The organism is Anaplasma ovis str. Haibei (genome assembly GCF_002214625.1).
Lineage (GTDB): Bacteria > Pseudomonadota > Alphaproteobacteria > Rickettsiales > Anaplasmataceae > Anaplasma > Anaplasma ovis.
In genome coordinates, this window is the sequence record NZ_CP015994.1 from 745,024 (window position 1) to 764,085 (window position 19,062).

Below are 19,062 nucleotides of genomic sequence, written 5' to 3' on the forward strand. Positions count from 1 at the left end.
CAGCCCAACGTGGCACCGATTCTACATTCGAGCCACCTTACCGCAAAACAATATTTTTGCAACACACCCGCATTTTAGCACACTTGAAGAAAATACCTGAGGTCATATCTGCACTGGGAAGCGTGTTCACTGGCGCGTCACACCACTGTAAATGAGCCAGATTAGCCATCCATGGGCGATATACACACACTCGAATTGGGACCTGTAGCCCAGTGCAGGCTTTAATACGGTCGCGCATACAGGATACTCACTTCTGCAAAGCACCCAAGATGAATCGCAATTGCATTCGGCAATATACGGAGATACTATGGTTAGAAAACCAGTAATTAGAATGAAATGCGTACACGAAGTATGCGTCACCCAAGAGGGTGACCAGCAAAGAATTGATAAATTTATCTCGTGCGCATTGGATATATCACGCAACAAGGCGCAGTATTTGATCGCCGGCGGGCAGGTTACAATTTTTGGGAAGGTAATCAGCGACAACAGCTACCTGGCAAAAACAGGTGACGTGTACACGATAGTTACGGCCGCACAAAGACCAAGTGCTTTATCACCCAATTACGATATTGACCTTAAAGTGGTGTATGAAGACCATGACATCATAGTGATAGATAAAGACCCCTACATAGCCGTCCATCCGGGAAATGGAATTGAACACTACACAATAACAAATGCGCTGCTTGCCCGCTTCGGGGCCGGTTTGCAATCTGTCGGCAGTAGCTCAAGGCCGGGCATCGTACACAGACTGGATAAGGACACCAGTGGGCTCATGGTCGCAGCGAAGACTGAGAGCGCCTATTATAGGCTTTCCGAAGAACTTGCCAACCAAGAATTCAAGAAAGAGTACCTAGCAGTAGCCTGGGGTATACCTTGCCCCAAGCATGGTACGATACACACAAACATCCGCGTGAAAAGGTCCGACGTAACCATGATGGAAGTCGCAAAATCCGGCGGGAAGCCAGCAAAAACAGAATATAAAGTTGAACAGGAATTTGGGAAAGTCGCAAGCTTAGTTAGGTGTACGCTCCATACCGGAAGGACGCATCAAATAAGGGTACACCTGAGCCATATAGGGCACTCCATAGTAGGGGATCAGAAGTATGGTAAGAACTGCAAAAAATGCATGAGGAGCGGGGTGCAGGATGTCAAAAACTTCCGGAGACAAGCCCTGCACGCGTCCCTACTTGGCTTTCGTCATCCATCTACCGGGAAGTACATTGAGTTCACATCAGAACCGGGCAACGACATACAGCAACTGATATCGGAGCTACGACAAACAACAAGCCTAGAAAGAAAAACAGAAAAGAGCAGAGCTTAGAGCACGCCGCACTGCAAGGACTTACCAGCTGCAACAGCAGCCTTTATCTTGCGTTTTATCTTCTGCGCCTCGCCACTGAGCTTCCTGGAAGCGGTGTTCAACAGATAAAGGTCAAAACCACCCTTGTAGTTTATAGTCCGCAAGGTACGGGCAGCGATCTTCATCTTAAATTTTCGCCCAAGCACCTCACTAACCAAAGTCACGTTGTGCAAATTCACCAAATAAGACCGCTTCGTCTTACGGTTGGAGTGCGACACCTTGTTGCCAAAGGACTTTGCAAGCCCAGTAACGTCACAAACCCTACTCACAGGAACCCCCGAAAAAACACAACAACCCTGCGCGATTGTACCAAGATATGAGCGATAGTCAACCACAGCATGAATACAGACCAACATTCATGGCAACAGAACATCTATCACACCAAGTATTCGCTGCTCCGGGCTCCGTCACCCAAAAATTGTCAGTGCGCAGTCGCACAACCAAATATGTGCGCGCTGTGTGCCGCTTTTAAATAGACAGGCACAGAGGCCCTGCGGGCCGGAGTTTCCCTAGAAATGGGGCATAATTTACATCTTAAAGTAAAACATACGTAGTTGGCCATAACCGTGGGTATAAGTGAATCGCGGCCCGAAACACCCAGATCGCCAGAACAGGGCGCCAATGTAGGGTGAATAAACTGCAGCCGGAACAGGACAGCAGAGCACCATAATTTTCAACCCTTATGGGCACCACAGAAAAATATTTAAACGCTCAAACTACGGGTGACGCTACTCCAGATTTATGATGAGAGGAGCACCAAAAATAGGCACTCATCCACGTCTAACGGCTTTCAAATGCTGAATTTAGATTCACGTCTGCAACATAAATCAACGTGGATAGCTGCTCGCAGGAAGCGTTCACGCGAAGTTAACTGGGTCAACGTCTATCACCACTTTCACTCTCCCAAGTTTTGTGTACCGATCCCGACATTCTGCTAAGATCTTCCTCACGGCCATGATACTGCGAGTTTTTATCAACATCCTATACCGGTGCACGCCGTTTACCAGGCTCATTGGGGCTGGAGCCGGCCCCCAAACCGTGATATGCCTTGAAAGGTCCGCCACGATATCTTTAGACACATCTACAACCCTAAACTCCTCTTTGCCTGATACTATTATGGCAACAAGCCTCGTGTACGGAGGCATGTCGGTAACCTTGCGCGAGTGTAGCTCCGCACTGTAAAAATCCTCACGCTCACAAGACAGCAAAGACTGAATAACTGGGCTCTCCGGGCCGTGTGTTTGCAACACAACCTCCCCTTTTTCTTCAAATCTGCCAGAGCGACCAGAGACCTGGTGCAGTAGTTGATAGGTTTTCTCAGTTGCTCTCAAATCGCTGTTTCCCATGCCCAAATCCGCATCTATGACCCCAACAAGGGTCAGCTTAGGAAAGTTGTGTCCTTTGGCTATAATCTGGGTGCCTACAATGACGTTCACTTCGCCTTCCATAATTTGCTCTATTGCGCGGGTAATTCGCTTGGTACTTACGTCACTGCTGATTATTGCAACTTTCGCCTTCGGAACGAGCTCCTTTATGCCTTCAGCAACTCTTTCAACCCCCACCCCATACGGCGTCATGGTATTGTGTTTTGTACAGTCCGGACATTGCTGAGGCACCGCGCAGCTGTATGCACAATAGTGGCACAGCAGGCCATCTAACCTTTTATGTTCGGTCAGCCATGTGCAACAATTTGGGCAGCTTATTTTGTACCCGCACTTTTTGCACAAGACCAATCTCGCATATCCGCGACGATTTAAAAACAACATTGCCTGGTTACCCTTAGCGAGGGTAGAAGCTATTTTGTCGTGCAGTCCAGATGAAAGCCATTCTCTGAGCAACTGATCCTTGCGCATATCAACCACTGCGATGTCGGGCATTACTGCTTCACCAAATCTCTGCTTTAGCACAACATGATGGTATTTGCCTTGGTGAACGTTATGCATCGTCTCCAAGGCCGGGGTTGCCGAACACAGAACCACAGGCACACCTAATTGTTTCGCTAGCACGATAGACATGTCGCGCGCGTTGTAGATGATTCCACAGTCTTGCTTGAAAGAGGACTCATGCTCTTCATCAACGACTATCAATTTCAAATTTTTGAACGGCAGAAACAGAGCAGACCTCGCCCCCACCACTATCGATGAGGCTCCGTAAGTGATCGCCAGCCAATTTTCCCTACGCTTTTTCGCTGTAAGGCCGGAGTGCCACTCCACTGGATTATACCCCGCAAAATAGTTATGCACCCGCTTCATGAGCTGCGTAGCCAAAACTATTTCCGGCAGCAGGATTAGGATCTGAGCATCCAAGCAGCTGTGTAGTAGCTTGGCTATTGCTGTACAATAAACCTCGGTCTTACCGGAGCCAGTCTTTCCATCCAACACGGTTACTGAAAATCCAGAAAGCCTTCCCACTATTTGGTCACAGGCCTTTAGCTGCTCCCCTGACAGCTCAGCAGATGCGCTCAGCCCATGACCATCACCGGTTGGCACACAACGTTTGTACTCTTGCGTACCAAACATGCAAGATTTTGCAGCAATGACGCCGCCGAGCACCATTTTTAGCACCATACCTATTGGCATGATGTTATAATTGCTGACCCACTTCAGAAACTCCATGAGTGGCCGCTGTACCGGCGGGAGGGGAATTCTGTCGCCAATGTCTTTCAGCTCCATATCGGGGGTAGGCCCTCTCCTCATGGTAGTGATTATGCCTACTGCCACCCTATTCCCAAAGGGGACCCGCACGTAGTCGCCTACAGAAAGTTCCATGCCTTCGCGTACGGAGTAGTAGAAACACCTATCCACAGGTACAGGTAGCGCAACCTCCGCTATAATTGGCTCCGTCACAGCTTCGCATTATTCTAGTACACCAAGCCGCATATTATGCCACAATTTTCCAATTACCGTGATAAATGCAGGCGCTTTGAGTAAGTTTGCACCCTGCAGACACATGATTTCTCCAGGCCTGCAGGCAGCCAAGCTGCCAGTACAAAAGCCTCACACCACCGAATAGAAAATCCTGACCTGTGCGCAGAGGTAAAATCACGTATCACTAGTCACCAGCAGAACCGCCCCCGAGGAAATCTGTGATAATGGCGAGCGCCACCGCAATAGCACGGTCAACCGCGCGGTGCCGACCTGTTTTTTTATCAGCATTCATCAGCATGTACTCTGGGTGCATTTGTATCAGTATGTTGCCCGTTCTGTCTTCAAGTGCTTCTATGATGCCGTCTTCAGATACTGCAGCGATCTTGTAGCCAAGTGCCTTTAGTTTTTTAATATTTTCCGGCGCGTTGTCTATAGCCTCCTTGTGCGCATCGGGCAGGTAGAATACCAGATCTCCCCCCGCATTTACCTTCCTCACAATACTTTCAAGCTTAGTACCCGGCAGGGCTTTCACCCGCATCAGGGGAACCCCAGGAAGCCTCGGGTCTGGGTCAGCAATATTATGAGAATCGGCCATTTTATCGGAGCCCAGAATATCCCGCACCTTGTTTAGCTTGATACGTTTCGAGTGCAATACATTTTGCAACCCTCCACAGATAGCCAGAAACCGCAAGTTAGCCCCATCATCTATTAGGCCAACCATAGCGTCCGTAACCAGTTGACGGTTGGGAGTTGGTGGCAGCGGGGGAGAAACCACGTTGTAGTAGTTACCAGGAATTAAAATCCTATCTACACCGTTTTCCCGCAAAAACCTGCCAAGGCTATCTTTTATTGCTGCCATGCCGGCACTGGTGCCACCAGCACCCTCTACTATTTTGTTATAATCCAAAAGTGTGACACTTTTCGCGCCCAATTTAACGAGCAACTCAGTAATCCCCACGGCAGTATTGTACTCATGAGGATATGTCACACTTTGAGTGGACAATACACCTATTGTGCCTACCCTACGCCCGTATGCAGACTCAAAAGTGTAGATACACCCCATCAGGAAACAACACAACGCCATGTAGGCGCATTTACCTAGAGAAAATTTTTTCATACCATACATACGCTACACACATAAGACCCACTAAATTCAGCACTACACGGCTGAGGGAGTGCAAACAAACTTATGATCATTCCAAACTATTTTTGGATTTCACGCTTAATAACACACCATTTATGATCCTTCAATGCCTAATAATAACTTAAACAACGACTCCTCTGTGGGATGCCTAGAAACGAGTATCTGCCTCCATGCGCCCGCATTTAATACGCGAAAAGCGCTATTGCTCATCGAATACGCACAAACATTACGCAGAAGCCTGCTGTACGGCCCGGATAACTCGGTAAAAATTTTGGCTGTCCCAGTTGAGTAAAACACTACACCTGATACCTCGCCATTCATGAGCAGATCGCAGCACTGCGGGCTTAGATCCTTTCTAGCCACAACCTTGTAGAGCACGGCCTCCTCCACTTCAAAGCCCATTTCCTCGGCAGCGCTGCGTAAATCGCATGAAACTTCCTCCCCTCTCGCGTACAGTATCTTAGCTCCGCGTTGGTACGCACCTAGGCAAGACAGTATGTCGTGCACAGTGCCACCCGCAGATACCACATTAGTAAACCCAAGGGCAGTCGCACGCCTCATGGTGCTATCACCCACAGTCAGGATGCAAGCATCGCGTTCATCGGTAAGTTTGGCTATAACATCGACACCATTCCTGCTAGTAGCAACAGTAACGCCATACGAATGTAGCCTCAGGGCCTCAGTACGCAGATGCACGACTTCAAACATGGGCTCAACAAAAACGTCAAACCCCAATCTCTCCAGAACTCCTCTGGACTTTGCTGAATCTGCACTGGCGCGTGTCAACACCAGCATGCCCACGGGCAACCTTCCATAGTAAGAATAAACCGAACCTCGACTACCAACGCTCCCCCCCCCCTACTTAAACTGCGCGCAACGCTCCGCACCAAAACCAAGTGGGAAACAACAGCGAACATACACAAAAATTGCGTCCGGGACAACCCTGATGTGCATTCTACGCCGCTAAGAGCGGGCGCCAGCACACATCACAGTGGTGAGCAGGCTGTTTGTAGCCAAGTTTTGACCGTCGCGGTAACGTGGGGCGCTAACTCGCTGTACACGAAGTTGTGATAATCATTCACATACTTTGCCTCTTCAGGACTGAGCATTTTGGAGTCGATCAGGTTTTTGTCCAGCGGGACACGAGTAAGTTGTTGAAATCTGCAAAATCCCTTGCCACACGCCTCAACGTACATAAGGTTTTCAATCCTAATGCCGTATTCACCAACCTTGTAGTAGCCCGGCTCGTTGGAGAGCACCATACCTGGCAGCAGGCCCACTTGGTTCCCGCGTGAGATTGCCTGTGGACCTTCGTGCACAGATAGGAAGCTACCAACACCGTGCCCAGTGCCGTGCCCATAGTTGAGCTTTTTGCTCCACAAATACTGGCGAGCTAGTACGTCAAGGTCTCCCCCCGAGGTCCCGGTGGGAAAAACCGCCCTTGCCAGGGCAATGTGCCCTTTTAGCACATCAGTGAAGCGCTCAATGTGTTCTCTACTTGGAGTACCGACCGCCACAGTTCTGGTAATATCTGTCGTGCCATCCAAATATTGCCCACCGGAATCCAGTAGATACAGCCCTCCTTCACGCAGTACCTGGTTTGTTCTTTCGTTTACCCTATAGTGGACGATTGCACCATCCCCCCCGAAACCAGAAATCGCGTCGAAGCTTTCTCCGGCAAATAGCTCTTGAGCTTCTCTGAACTCACGGACTTTCAACGCAGCTCCTAACTCTGTTACTTCCCTGCAATTTGCAAGTTCTGTGTGCAACCAATACAGAAAATTGGCCATGGCAGCCCCATCTCTGATGTGAGCCTTGATCATTCCCCGTATTTCGGTTTCGTTCTTCGTGGCCCTGGGTAAGGTGCAAGGATCATCATCCCTGACCTTCACCACCTTACTTCGCACTGCATCAAATATTGACATTGGAACCGTGGATGCATCCACCACAATGCCGTGCGCGCTCATTAAAGCCTCGTGCAATTTATCCATAGTAAAGACGCGTACGTCCTTGTCACTTATGTGTACCTGATCAGCTTCCTCGTCCACAAAAAGCTCGACGCTCCCGTTACTATGGAGGATCGCACGCGCCAAAACAGACGGAGTATGCGTAAATGCCATGTTGCGTATATTTAAGAGCCACGATATTGCATCTACGTCTGTCATAAACATGACGCTCTTGGCGGGCAGAGTACGGGAAATGGCTGCGCGCTTCTCACGGCTTGAAAGCCCAGCAAACTCTACTGGATGTTCTTGTATGCGCTGGTGAATCTGCATGGGCCGCTTCCAAAGCTTGTCTAGCATGACATGCGGCACCATCTTGGGTAGAAATTTCGCGTACCTCCCCACCTGGCTGAGCGTAAATAGCTCCCCCTCATAGCCCACAACAGGATACTCGTCTATGTGCTTTTCAAGCCATGCAAAAGGCGTCAAATCACGGAAGTCATGAACGTCATAACTACCCTTATCCACTTCTAGCGCGGATTGTACTATATATCTACTGTCGGTAAAAAATTGACTTTTGCCTTTTTTGCAAATTATCAGGAAGGCGTTTGACCCACTAAAGCCGCACAACCATTTTACTCTTTGCCTGCTTTCATGCACCCACCCAGATTGATATTCATCAACATGGTGCAACAGAAGCGCATCAAGGCCCTGCTCATCCATGAGGGGCAATAACTTCCGGAGTTTTGCGTCCATACCGTACCCGCAAAGAGTGCCCTAAGCTTATAGCAAAACCTAGGCATCTTCGCCAGCGTAATCATGCACGAACAGTCCCCCACACAGCGTGGCACGTGTGCAAAATTTGCCTTGGTACGTTTAGATTTCAGCTTGGGGAAAGCAATAGTTCGTCATTCCGCATTGTAAAGTGAAAATGCTTCAGAAAACTCATTCCCAATAGAGACGTTCTCAGCTCAGATGTGCTAATGCTGGCACCTACATTTCTTGCAACCAGCGTTCCTATTCTGATTTCTGGTATCTGAAAATAAGTGGCCTTTATTGCCCCATTTGCCGTATGGTAGGTTTTGGATTGCTGCACCGGCCTCATGTGCGCGCCTATCTTTTGCGCGTCCTTTTCAGACAGTACAACATCTGTCGCACCTGTATCCACAAGGAATGTTATATTCTCTCCATTGATAGCCGCAAGTATATAAAAGTGGCCATCCTTGGATTTGCGAAATGCAACCCCCCCATCTTTTATGATAGGTACATCGCTTATAGCGGCTGCAGTGCTACCAAAACCGCCAAACGGTGGCTTATACACTCCGTCGTACAGGAAGGCAATTACCGATATAAGCCCAACCCAAAAAGCTATATACTTCGCGAATCTCATGGTAAAAACACCCCGCATCATGGCAAACTATAAACAGACATATCGGTCTTCGATAGCACAGTAAAAACCTGCAATGTAAGCTCCAGAATTGCACGGATATTGTAGAAAACGGCGTACGTACCCGCCACACCCGGAGTCAGGCATGCAACCACTCAACAAGCAACAACCTGGAAAAAAGGCGCTGTAGCTCTGGCTATAACGCACGATTCTGACCCAAAACTGAGTTGATGTCTACTAGGGCGACGTATAAAGGCCTACTGACTTCATATTACAGCTCTGCACAGGCATGCTAGACATTGCCATGCAATACGTCCATGTGGTCTCCTGCAGACGCACGTACACGATAGTAACCTAACTACGATAAAACTTATTAAACACGCGTGCAATAACCCAACAGAGGCCGCGTGTTCCGCTTAGGAAACTCCTTCTCCCATCATAAAAAACTGGCCACCGCAAACCTTTTCCCATTCCGCAACAAATTCAAGCATGTGCCTATTACCGCTACTTTGCAGATACGCAAGCAAATCTTTGATGCATTCGTTGTAACCGTCTGATGTCATCCTACCCTGATGGTGCATCAGTCTGAGGTACACAAGGTAGGTGTTGATTACGTCAGACTCGCAGTAGTCACGAATTTCGGACAACTGCCCACAGTCGTACATACGCATGACTTCAGAACCGTCTATACCTATTTTGCCTGGAAAATTCAGCACAGAACACACTTCATGCATTTTTACCCTGGCAGACGTGCCAAAATCTGAGAGATAATCGAGCAAATCGCAGTGCCAATCGGTGCTATATCGCTGAAAATAGTTATTCCACTTATCGCCAGAATTATACAAATATCCAGCTTGAATTCCGTGCACCATGGCCCGATATTTTATCACAGGAAGGTCAAAAGTGCGTCCGTTGAACGTCACAATTCGGGGCTTGATTGTGGAAATGTAGCCCAGAAGCCCGCGCACTAGCTCTCTTTCTGTGGAGGACACAGTCCCCCCAGAGCGTATTTCACGTAGTGTAAAGTGCTCACACCCCAGGTCGCGTCGTATATCTGCTCTAAGAAAGCTTATTGTCACTATCTTGTGGAACGGCTGGCGTAGGAATTGATTTTGCCCACTAGTCACTTCAAGATGGTAATCAGCCATAGCCTCCCGTTTGGCAGTGACACCACCGTCAACAACCCTCCCTACTAGATTATCACAGCTGTCAGTATCTGGTACGGTTTCGATGTCAAAAACCAATAACGAACTCAGCATTGTGTGTACCCGACGCATTCATCCAGGTGATCCTGCCAAAATTTGCGCACTTTAACAAACAAAAAAAGGTGCACTTTTTTACCCAGCATTTGCCCTATTTCCTCTCTTGCCACCGTGCTTACGCTCTTTATGAGGGCGGCATTTTTCCCCACAACGATCGTTTTTTGGCTTTCTTTGATTACATACACAACCTGTTTAATTATGACGCTACGGCCTTTATCTTCAAACTTTTCCGTAACCACAGACAGTGAGTATGGCAGTTCCTGGCGTAGAGCGAGAAACAGTTTTTCGCGAGTAATTTCGGCTACAAAAAACTCTACAGTGGCGTCAGTACGCTGAGTACCAGGATACAACCACGGACAGTAACCCGCAGACTCGCGCAGGTGCGTTAACAGCGCCTCCGTACCCAGACCGTGAAGTGCTGAAACCGCAAAGACCCCAGTAAATTCGTGCATGGATCGTACGTGTGCTAAAATCTCGCGAATACGACACTCCTGGAGAAGATCGGTCTTATTCAGCACAGCCACAGTAGGAATATGTGAGTGCTTAACCTTGGCAATCACCCTGGCAACTTGGCCACACAGATAGTTCCTGGCTTCAAGTACTAAAACCACGATGTCCGCACCTCTTATAGACATCCATGCGTTTTTTACCAAAAATTTTTCCAGAACAGTTTTCGGCGCAAAAACACCAGGGGTATCTGTGAACACCAGCTGGACATTCCCATCGTTGCGTACTGCATTCATTCGCACCCGCGTTGTATGGACTTTCGGAGTTACTATTGAGGCTTTAAACCCCACCAATTCATTGATAAGGGTGGACTTACCAGCATTGGTTGCACCCACAACAGCAACTAGGGAACATTTTTCCAAATCGCGCCCCACCATAAAAACCTAGATATCACACTCTATTTTGGCCACGCGCCGCCTCACTGGCACGGCAGAGAATGACAGAAAGACGCAGCAACACTTAAAGCACACATCACATACCCTTGCGTTGCAGGAAGGACATGACGTCTGTATCTTTAAGCTTGCTTGCCTTCAACTGGCTGAATTTGCCTATCATAGAGCTCATCTGGTTGTACTGCTTCAGTAGCGCATTAACTACGTCAACTTTAACCCCAGCACCCTTTGCTATTCTGGTTTTGCGCGCGCCGTTTAATATCTTGGGGTTAGCCCTCTCTAGCTTAGTCATAGAGTTTATGATGGCAATATACTTGTCTACCCTGCTATCGTCAACGATCCCTGCAACCTTGCGTTTTACATCATTCCCAAACGCGGGAATAAACTTCATAATGCTGGCAATTCCCCCCATCCTATTTAGGGCTTTCAGCTGAACTACCAAATCATCAAGGTCAAATTTCCCCTTGCTGGCCTTGTCCTGTAGGTCACGTATAGTCTCCCTACCCACAGCCTCAACCGCTTTTTCAACAAGGGAGGCAACGTCACCCATGTTTAAAATCCGGCGTGCGACCCTATCTGGGTAAAAGTCGTCCAAATCTTCGGGCTTTTCCCCCGTAGACATAAACTTTATGGGGCACCCTGACACCATCTTCATAGATAGTATGGCACCCCCGCGCGAATCCCCATCAGCCCTGGTAAAGATTGTACCGGTCAGGTTAAGTTTGTCATGGAATCCACGAACAACCTCAACTGCATCTTGCCCCATCATGCAGTCTACAACCAGTATAGTCTCGTTGGGCAAGATCTCCTTTTTGATGAGCTGAAGCTCCCCTATCATCTCTTGGTCTATGTGCAATCTACCCGCAGTATCGACTATGACAACATCATATCCACCAAGTTTTGCCTCCTTCATAGCTCTTTTGGCTATATTCAGCGGTAGCTCACCCTCAACAATGGGGAGGCTGTCTATACCTACTCCTTGTGCCAAAATTCCAAGTTGTTCCTGGGCTGCTGGCCTGTACACATCCAGGGACACAACCAAGACCTTTTTCTCACTCTTCTTCAGTTTGAAGGCGACCTTCACCGCGTTTGTGGTCTTACCAACACCCTGCAACCCGACCATCATGATAGCAATCGGCGCCTTCCCGCCTAGATCAAGCTCACTTTTCTCGTTGCCCAGAACTTCTATTAGGCATTCCTCCATAAGCTTGATAATCATCTGCTCAGGCAGGACCCCTTTGATTACCTCGCCCCCAACTATCTTGCTTTTTACATCCCCTATAAACTGCTCCACAACCACGAGGTTAACGTCAGCATCCAGAAGGGCCTGCGTCACATCTTCCAAGACAAGATCAAAGTCTTTATCAGATATTTCGCGCCTACCACCCAGTTTTTGTACCGCGGAAGCAATTCCCTTGGCTAAAGAATCAAACATAAACTAACACCAACACAACCCCAATAACCAGCATACACAGAAGCAATGCAGCGTCTGCCGCCTCCATCCTCTGGCGCAACGCCGATACCCAAGCGTGACCCTTATCATCGTATTCGGGAACACACACCTTTTCGGAAAGTACGTTACATAGGTATAACACAAAATTCCAAAACCCAGAAATCACCTTGGGAAGAAAGCGCCTATAAATCCAGTCAATATCCACGCTAAACTCGCACCTGCCTAGCAGTTTTTTGCGCAGCGATACAATAAAACATAGCACCGTAACAGAAATGGCTGCAATCTGAACGGCCACATCTTTCGGAGTGTATACAAACCGCTCCCCCGTAAAGGAGAGAACCTGTTTGTGAAACATGCCCAAAACTACCAACAATAGCACCAAGAAAGCCATGGGGCCCCCAAGAAGATATCTGCCAACTGATGAGGACCCATTATGACTAACGCGCAGCTGGGAGCTTGAAAGCCACACCAATCTCAACCCTACGCCAGCAAACAATAGGAGGCTACAGACCAAAAAGACCTGTTTTGATATCACGCCAAAAAGTCCGGCGGTTCCCGCGCTATGCAGCACTAATGATTTCACTATAAACCCGGCACTCCCAGGAAAGGCACCCATGTTCAATACAGCAACTACACAGGCCACAATTGACAAATAAACGGCATACAGGCCGCCCTTTCTGTGCTCCGCACTGCCTACTGTAATCGCGTCTGCTACCATAAACAAAAGTGTCTGGTAAAGCACGGAAAGCGCCATGTACGCCATTAACACCCCATAGGAAACACTGTTAAACCCTATGGCGATCAGCATCAGTCCCACCTGCCCGACAACGTTATATGACATGGCTTTCCTAATATCCCGTTCCAGCCAAGCAAAAATTGCACCGTATATAGCGGTCATCATGCCCGCATATAGCAGCACTGGATCACCAGAAAACATTCTTAGCAGGACGCAGGCGGCAACTTTGGTCGTAAATGCGGACAACACCATAATTCCAAACCTGGAGGACATTGGATACGTATGTGAAACCCAAGATGATGCAGGAAACGATGCAGCATTTATCAGAAGACCAGCCATATAAAACGCCTTTGATAGCCCGGTAAATTGGCCTGCCTGGGCAAATTCGCATGCACCTACAAGGAGGAGTACCCCTGAAACAAAGTGCACAGACGCGTAGTGAAGAAATGCCCCGATATTACTGGCAGGACATCCATACGCAATGAGGAGGAGCGCGAAGAGCGCCATAAATTCGAACCCAACAGCAATAAAGGTGGGGTCAGAAAGCGAAAGCACAAATGTGCTACTTGCATAATACAGCAGGCAGCATAACACCTCTCGCGAGCGCATATTTCCACATGACTGCAGCAATATCGCCAGCAAGGCCAGGGAAAACGACAGAAAGAGAGGCATTGCGGACTGCAAAGCGTGTGACAGTCCAAGCGCATCCCGCCACAGAACGGGCAACGCGGCATCAGTTCCACCCGCAAAAAACCCATACACCCCGGCAGCCGATAGAACTCCGTACATGACAACTCCCAACCAGCTCTACCTATATACATACACAGGCTCGCACAAACAAGCTCGGTATTGGTTGGTGAGATTAACGTCCTAACTTCTCAGCCCCAAACAATTCGTAGGCTCTTGCACGAAATGCGCGCATGATCCGGTGTTTGGCAACATCCGCCGCAACATCAAAGGTGACCTGAAGTACCTTTTGCCTGAAAGAAAAATTTATACGAAACTTGACCAGCGTTTTTTCGTTCCCCATTGGTAAAAAACGCCATTCGCTTTGCAAAAGCCTGAATACACCGTCAGTGGAGCGCACCTTAACCCAGCCTTGCTGGTTACCTATAGGAGAGCAAAACGAAACGTGCGAGGTGTACCCACCCTTGAGTGAGAGAAAACCCGCAACTACCTCGGCAACTAAGGAGGAGCCATCACGACTTATCACCCTCACATCTTTGCACCAGGGAAGGAATTCCGGATATCGCTCTACATCCAACACGATGGAGAATAACTTCTCTGCAGCAAATGCCAGAACCTCTTCCCCAACTAACCGATTCCCCCACGCAGGCATACACACCGGGTGCAACTCATTGAAGAGTGGGGGATCCGCCTTTGCCGCAATGCTTTATTAGTGTCCTGAGACTAAAGCTAAGGTGGGTGCCATATAACAACCGCCTTCGGGTTGACAGTGACGGCCCCCTTCAAGAACAAAACGGGCTCGAGGAACTTCCAACCTACACGTACAACGCAGAACCCCCGGGTATTATACAGAACAAGTAAGACAGATCAATATATAAATACCTACTTCTTGTCTTCGTCATCCTTTTTGATTTCCTGGTATTCCGAATCTACCACCCTCTCCTCCGGATTCCCAGAAGCTTCGCTTGCAGCACTATCAGCGGAAGCACCCGAGTCTTTCTGAGTAGAATATGCCGCCTCACCCAACTTCATGGACAGCTGCATTAGGGCATCATACTTTTGCTGAACAGCGTCACTATTACTGTCATCACTGCTCAAGCACTCCCTGAGCTCCTTTATTGCAGTCTCGATGTTAGACTTATCAGCACTGGAAATCTTGTCCCCATAGTCATTAAGGGACTTCTCAGTGGAATGTATTAGAGCCTCAGAGCTGTTCTTAAGCTCCACGTGCTTCTTGCGCTTCTCATCTTCTTCAGCTCTGTCTTGGGCATCTTGGACCATCTTCTTGATTTCCTCCTCACTCAGCCCACCAGAGGATTGTATCTTGATGGTCTGCTCCTTCCCAGAAGCTTTATCCTTTGCAGAAACGTGCACTATACCGTTGGCGTCTATGTCAAACGTTACTTCAATCTGTGGAATACCCCGAGGCGCTGAAGGAATCCCCTCCAGGCTGAACTGACCAAGCAGCTTGTTGTCTACAGCCATTTTCCGCTCACCCTGGTAAACCTTGATGGTGACCGCAGTTTGCCCATCCTCCGCGGTGGAGAACACCTGGGATTTCTTAGTAGGAATTGTGGTGTTACGCTCAATAAGAGGAGTGAAAACGCCACCCAAGGTTTCTATACCAAGCGATAGCGGAGCGACATCCAACAACAAGACATCTCTCACATCACCTGTAAGTATCCCACCCTGTATAGCAGCACCAATTGCCACTACCTCGTCAGGATTCACCCCTTTGCAGGGTTCCTTCCCTCCAAAGAAATCTTTAACTCTCTGGATTACCTTGGGCATTCTAGTCATCCCACCGACTAGCACCACCTCATCTATCTTGCCGGTGTCTTTAATCCCTGCGTCATCCAACGCCTTCTTGCACGGCTCTATGGTACGTTCAATCAGCTCGCTTACCAGCCCTTCAAATTTGGCTCTCGTAAGTTTCAGGCTAAGGTGCTTTGCACCTGTACTATCGCTGGATATGAAAGGCAAAGTTATATCTGTCTCTAGCCTACTAGAAAGCTCAATCTTGGCCTTCTCTGCGGCTTCTTTGATCCTCTGAACAGCCATTGGGTCATTGTGCAGGTCTATTCCAGTTTCTTGTTTGAAACTCTCCATCATGTGTTCCATAACGGCGTTGTCAAAGTCCTCACCACCCAACTTGGTGTCACCATTTGTGGCTTTTACTTCAAATACACCCTCAGCGATCTCAAGCACGGAAACATCAAAAGTTCCACCACCAAGGTCGTACACAACAATTGTTCTCTGCCTGTCGCCCTTATCCAAACCGTAGGCTAACGCAGCAGCAGTGGGCTCATTAATAATTCTCACAACATCCAGACCGGCAATTGTCCCGGCATCTTTAGTGGCTTGACGTTGTGCATCGTTAAAATACGCAGGAACAGTAATTACGGCCTTTTTTACCGGGGCCCCGAAATACCTCTCTGCGGTCTCTTTGATCTTTTCCAGAACAAACGCGCCAATCTGCACTGGGGAGTATCCCTCACCCCTAGCCCGTATCCACGCATCCCCATTTTTTGCTGGAAATACTTCGTAAGAACACTTGACGTCCCGCATATCGTCGTATCTACGACCTATTATTCTCTTGCTAGCGTATATCGTATTTTGAGCATTGATGTTCGCCTGACGCTTAGCAAGCTCACCCACAAGCCGCTCGTTTTCTGTAAAGGCAACAACCGACGGAGTAGTTCTTGAGCCTTCACTGTTTTCGATAACTTTCGCGGTACCTGCCTCCATAACAGCAACGCAAGAATTCGTAGTACCTAGATCTATGCCTATGATACGCTCAGCCGCCATGATCACCCCCACTAAACAATACTTTAAAAAACCAGATACGGTAGATATAGTAACCAAAGTCCTAAATTACAACCCCTACCCCTCCGGCAAGATAAAAAATATACGAGAGCCCGGCCCGGGCACACAGCTTGATTGTTATGCGACGCAACCAGCGAGGACAGCACATTTTGTGGCACTGTAATGGGACTCAGTAGAAAAAACTGGTACATACTCTAGCGTATGTCTGCAAACATGCGAGACAGCCATTTCTTGATCCAAGTTTCGTCAGGCTTTTTGGCCGCAACGAACGCTGCTTGAGTAGTTTCTTGCACATTTGCAACCTCGGCGCTTCCTGCTTTACTTTCTGCGAGTCCCGGCTGGGTTTCAGGCGGCCCCATAAGCTCTTCACTTAGAGCCGTGCTATACCCCTTCTCCGCGTGAATGCTGAAACCCGTAGCACCTGGATTCTCGCTTACGCCCAGCCTTATGAGAACCTTGAATTCGCTTTCTATAGCCCAAATATGCTTACGCTTGTAATTAAATAGGTAGGTCAAAACCCCGTGGTCAGCTAAAACCGAAATTATCTTTTCGCGATTTTTATGGGCGAAGTACCGCACATCTCTAAGTATGTCTGCAGCAACGGACTCAAGCGATCTAACTCTGCCAACGCCTCTACAATGAGAGCATTGGACCGTACTGGTATCTAGTATGCTTTGCTTGACCCGCTGTCTGGAAATTTCCATTAGACCAAAGGCGCTTATGTACCCGAACTGCACTTTCGCCTTATCGTTCTTAAATGCCTCCCTAACCTCAGATTCAACAGCCCTGCAGTACCTGTATCTGAGCATATCTATGAAGTCAATGACTATTAGGCCAGATAGCCCACGCAAATTCACTTGCCGCGCAATTTCTTTGACAGCCTCCATATTGGTTTTGTACGCAGTCTCTTCTATACTGTCTTCGCCGGTCATCTTGCCAGAGTTGACGTCTATGGAGACCAGCGCCTCGGTCGGGGTTATGACTATATATCCCCCAGATGGAAGGAAAATCTTGTCGCTGTACAACTCAAGTATTTGTGCGTCAATCCTGTAATGAGTAAAAATTGGCACGCTGCCTTTGTACATCCGAACCCGTAGTTTGTTCCTAAACATGGATTTCGCGTACTCTTTCACAAGGCTGAACGCCCTACTGCCCGAAACAACCACATCGTGGATTGTCTCATCACAAAAATCCCTAAGCGCTCTCTTGATTATGTTAGCCTCAACATACAGAAGCGCAGGAGGTTCCATTTTCTCGCAGTTGTCGCGTATCTCCTGCCACGTAGATTGTAGGTAAGACAAATCCTGCTCTATCTCCTTTTGGCTTCTATTGCTACCAGCTGTTCTGATTATGACCCCAGATTCCTTTGGAAGCTTTATAGAATTGAGTACTTCCTTCAGATTCTTCCGGTCATCACAATCTTCAATACGCCGCGATATTCCACTATTCTTATTGCCTGCATTCGGCATAAAGATACAATACCTACCCGCAAGCGCAACGTACGTGGAAAAGGTTGCACACTTGTTCCCTCGCTCTTCCTTTATGATCTGGACCATAAGTTTCTGGTCCACCTTTACAACATCCTGAATCTTGTACAACTTGTGTAACGAAGACTTCGACCTGCCGGTTTTGGAGGCTGTATTCTTACCAGAACGATCATCCAATGGGGGCTTACAGGCATCCACAGGGCCATCATCGGGCAACGGCGCGGCAGCCCCATCGTCCTCAGCAAACCCCTCGTGCTCCTGACCATCGCCGTACATGTTTTGCAGAAGAGCTTCTTTCTCCTCTACGGGCAGCTGGTAGTGCTCAACCGAAATTTCAGAGAACGGCAAAAACCCATGTTTGCTTATCCCATATTCTATGAACACAGCCTGCAAGGAGGGCTCTATGCGCTTTACGACCGCGTAGTATATGTTGCCACGCAGCTGCTTTCTGTCTTTTAACTCCTGATCAAACTCAACTACCTTACCGTCATCAAGTACCGCAACTCTTATCTCATCAACATACGCGGCATCAACCAATATCCTCTTCCCGCTGTTATCATTAGACACAGAACCTCACACCAATTCATAAAACACTCCAAAGGCCACCTAGAGCACCACAAAAACCGACATATGCAACACTCTGTGTTGCGAACAAAAATTCTCAAGCCGCGTCGGGCTTTGCTTCTATCTTCATGACCATAGCAAGCCCAACGGCCATGGTGGCCACGCCTACCACTATAGCGGTAAGCATCAAAACACTGGGCAACGGGTTGCTATACAACGCCTCCCCTGCCTGCCCAGAAAGTATGGGCACTTTAGCACCTCTTACATACCCTAAAGAAATGTAGAACAGCAACACGGAAGACTGAAAAATACCCAAGCCCATTAACTTCTTCAAACGATTGTCAGTCACCACTATAGTAAACAGGCCAATCGCCATCAACAGGGCTGCCGCCACATGGTTCACATGCAGTAGAAAGAAGAACACTCAGCTCCCCCTGTGCTGTACCA

General features: G+C 48.4%; 15 protein-coding genes and 1 other RNA gene. 1 reads left to right on the forward strand and 15 read right to left on the reverse strand.

Translation table 11 applies throughout. From position 1 onward, the window contains the following. Positions 1-331: 331 nt before the first annotated feature. Positions 332-1,321, forward strand: a complete 990-nt coding sequence (locus AOV_RS02980; RefSeq protein WP_075139076.1) for an RluA family pseudouridine synthase — start codon at positions 332-334, stop codon at positions 1,319-1,321. Here the strand turns inward: AOV_RS02980 and rpmB are convergent. The 15 genes from rpmB to AOV_RS03055 all read right to left on the reverse strand — a co-directional run bounded on the left by rpmB (position 1,318) and on the right by AOV_RS03055 (position 19,039). Beyond that, positions 1,318-1,629 carry a 50S ribosomal protein L28 gene (rpmB, locus tag AOV_RS02985; RefSeq protein ID WP_075139503.1) on the reverse strand — a complete coding sequence of 104 codons (312 nt, stop codon included), beginning with the start codon at positions 1,627-1,629 and terminating at the stop codon, positions 1,318-1,320. The genes AOV_RS02980 and rpmB overlap by 4 nt on opposite strands. Positions 1,630-2,217: 588 nt before the next feature. After that, a complete protein-coding gene (gene priA / locus AOV_RS02990) occupies positions 2,218-4,206 on the reverse strand; it encodes a replication restart helicase PriA (RefSeq protein ID WP_075139077.1) in 1,989 nt (662 codons plus the stop codon). A 205-nt stretch (positions 4,207-4,411) separates the two neighbouring features. Then, on the reverse strand, positions 4,412-5,344 hold the full coding sequence (locus tag AOV_RS02995) for a gamma-glutamyl-gamma-aminobutyrate hydrolase family protein (RefSeq protein ID WP_075139504.1): 933 nt from the start codon (positions 5,342-5,344) through the stop codon (positions 4,412-4,414). Between the two features lie 120 nt (positions 5,345-5,464). Further along, positions 5,465-6,166 (reverse strand): uroporphyrinogen-III synthase, encoded by a 702-nt coding sequence (locus AOV_RS03000; RefSeq protein WP_233497238.1) that lies wholly within the window; start codon positions 6,164-6,166, stop codon positions 5,465-5,467. A 191-nt stretch (positions 6,167-6,357) separates the two neighbouring features. Then, positions 6,358-8,070, reverse strand: a complete 1,713-nt coding sequence (locus tag AOV_RS03005) for an aminopeptidase P family protein (RefSeq protein ID WP_075139079.1) — start codon at positions 8,068-8,070, stop codon at positions 6,358-6,360. 127 nt (positions 8,071-8,197) lie between these two features. Further along, complete coding sequence (locus tag AOV_RS03010) at positions 8,198-8,725, reverse strand: retropepsin-like aspartic protease family protein (protein ID WP_075139080.1); 528 nt, start codon at positions 8,723-8,725, stop codon at positions 8,198-8,200. 392 nt (positions 8,726-9,117) lie between these two features. Continuing rightward, the gene (locus AOV_RS03015) at positions 9,118-9,960 is read right to left on the reverse strand and encodes a 3'-5' exonuclease (RefSeq protein WP_075139081.1); all 843 of its coding nucleotides are present in this window, start codon (positions 9,958-9,960) and stop codon (positions 9,118-9,120) included. Then, positions 9,954-10,847, reverse strand: a complete 894-nt coding sequence (gene era, locus AOV_RS03020; protein WP_075139082.1) for a GTPase Era — start codon at positions 10,845-10,847, stop codon at positions 9,954-9,956. The genes AOV_RS03015 and era overlap by 7 nt, the downstream gene beginning before the upstream one ends. Positions 10,848-10,941: 94 nt before the next feature. Next, positions 10,942-12,297, reverse strand: coding sequence for a signal recognition particle protein (ffh, locus tag AOV_RS03025; RefSeq protein ID WP_075139083.1), 1,356 nt, complete (start codon positions 12,295-12,297; stop codon positions 10,942-10,944). Further along, positions 12,290-13,840, reverse strand: coding sequence for a proton-conducting transporter transmembrane domain-containing protein (locus AOV_RS03030; protein WP_075139084.1), 1,551 nt, complete (start codon positions 13,838-13,840; stop codon positions 12,290-12,292). The genes ffh and AOV_RS03030 overlap by 8 nt, the downstream gene beginning before the upstream one ends. Before the next feature lie 73 nt (positions 13,841-13,913). After that, entirely contained in the window at positions 13,914-14,390 is a 477-nt protein-coding gene (locus AOV_RS03035) for a type II toxin-antitoxin system RatA family toxin (protein WP_075139085.1), read from the reverse strand. A 28-nt stretch (positions 14,391-14,418) separates the two neighbouring features. Then, positions 14,419-14,576: non-coding RNA, 6S RNA (gene ssrS, locus AOV_RS03040), on the reverse strand. Positions 14,577-14,620: 44 nt separating this feature from the next. Beyond that, positions 14,621-16,546: a molecular chaperone DnaK gene (dnaK, locus tag AOV_RS03045; RefSeq protein ID WP_075139505.1), complete on the reverse strand. Its 1,926-nt coding sequence runs from the start codon at positions 16,544-16,546 to the stop codon at positions 14,621-14,623. Positions 16,547-16,758: 212 nt separating this feature from the next. Next, a complete protein-coding gene (locus tag AOV_RS03050) occupies positions 16,759-18,618 on the reverse strand; it encodes an Rne/Rng family ribonuclease (protein ID WP_075139086.1) in 1,860 nt (619 codons plus the stop codon). Between the two features lie 94 nt (positions 18,619-18,712). Next, positions 18,713-19,039, reverse strand: coding sequence for a cation:proton antiporter subunit C (locus AOV_RS03055; protein WP_075139087.1), 327 nt, complete (start codon positions 19,037-19,039; stop codon positions 18,713-18,715). Positions 19,040-19,062: the final 23 nt, after the last annotated feature.

Excerpts from the sequence above, each read along its gene's own strand:
- AOV_RS02980 (WP_075139076.1), top strand. The coding sequence starts at position 332 with ATGAAATGCGTACACGAAGTATGCGTCACCCAAGAGGGTGACCAGCAA.
- AOV_RS02995 (WP_075139504.1), bottom strand. The coding sequence starts at position 5,344 with ATGAAAAAATTTTCTCTAGGTAAATGCGCCTACATGGCGTTGTGTTGT.
- AOV_RS03000 (WP_233497238.1), bottom strand. The coding sequence starts at position 6,166 with ATGCTGGTGTTGACACGCGCCAGTGCAGATTCAGCAAAGTCCAGAGGA.
- AOV_RS03005 (WP_075139079.1), bottom strand. The coding sequence starts at position 8,070 with ATGGACGCAAAACTCCGGAAGTTATTGCCCCTCATGGATGAGCAGGGC.
- AOV_RS03010 (WP_075139080.1), bottom strand. The coding sequence starts at position 8,725 with ATGATGCGGGGTGTTTTTACCATGAGATTCGCGAAGTATATAGCTTTT.
- AOV_RS03015 (WP_075139081.1), bottom strand. The coding sequence starts at position 9,960 with ATGCTGAGTTCGTTATTGGTTTTTGACATCGAAACCGTACCAGATACT.
- era (WP_075139082.1), bottom strand. The coding sequence starts at position 10,847 with ATGGTGGGGCGCGATTTGGAAAAATGTTCCCTAGTTGCTGTTGTGGGT.
- ffh (WP_075139083.1), bottom strand. The coding sequence starts at position 12,297 with ATGTTTGATTCTTTAGCCAAGGGAATTGCTTCCGCGGTACAAAAACTG.
- AOV_RS03030 (WP_075139084.1), bottom strand. The coding sequence starts at position 13,840 with ATGTACGGAGTTCTATCGGCTGCCGGGGTGTATGGGTTTTTTGCGGGT.
- AOV_RS03035 (WP_075139085.1), bottom strand. The coding sequence starts at position 14,390 with ATGCCTGCGTGGGGGAATCGGTTAGTTGGGGAAGAGGTTCTGGCATTT.
- dnaK (WP_075139505.1), bottom strand. The coding sequence starts at position 16,546 with ATGGCGGCTGAGCGTATCATAGGCATAGATCTAGGTACTACGAATTCT.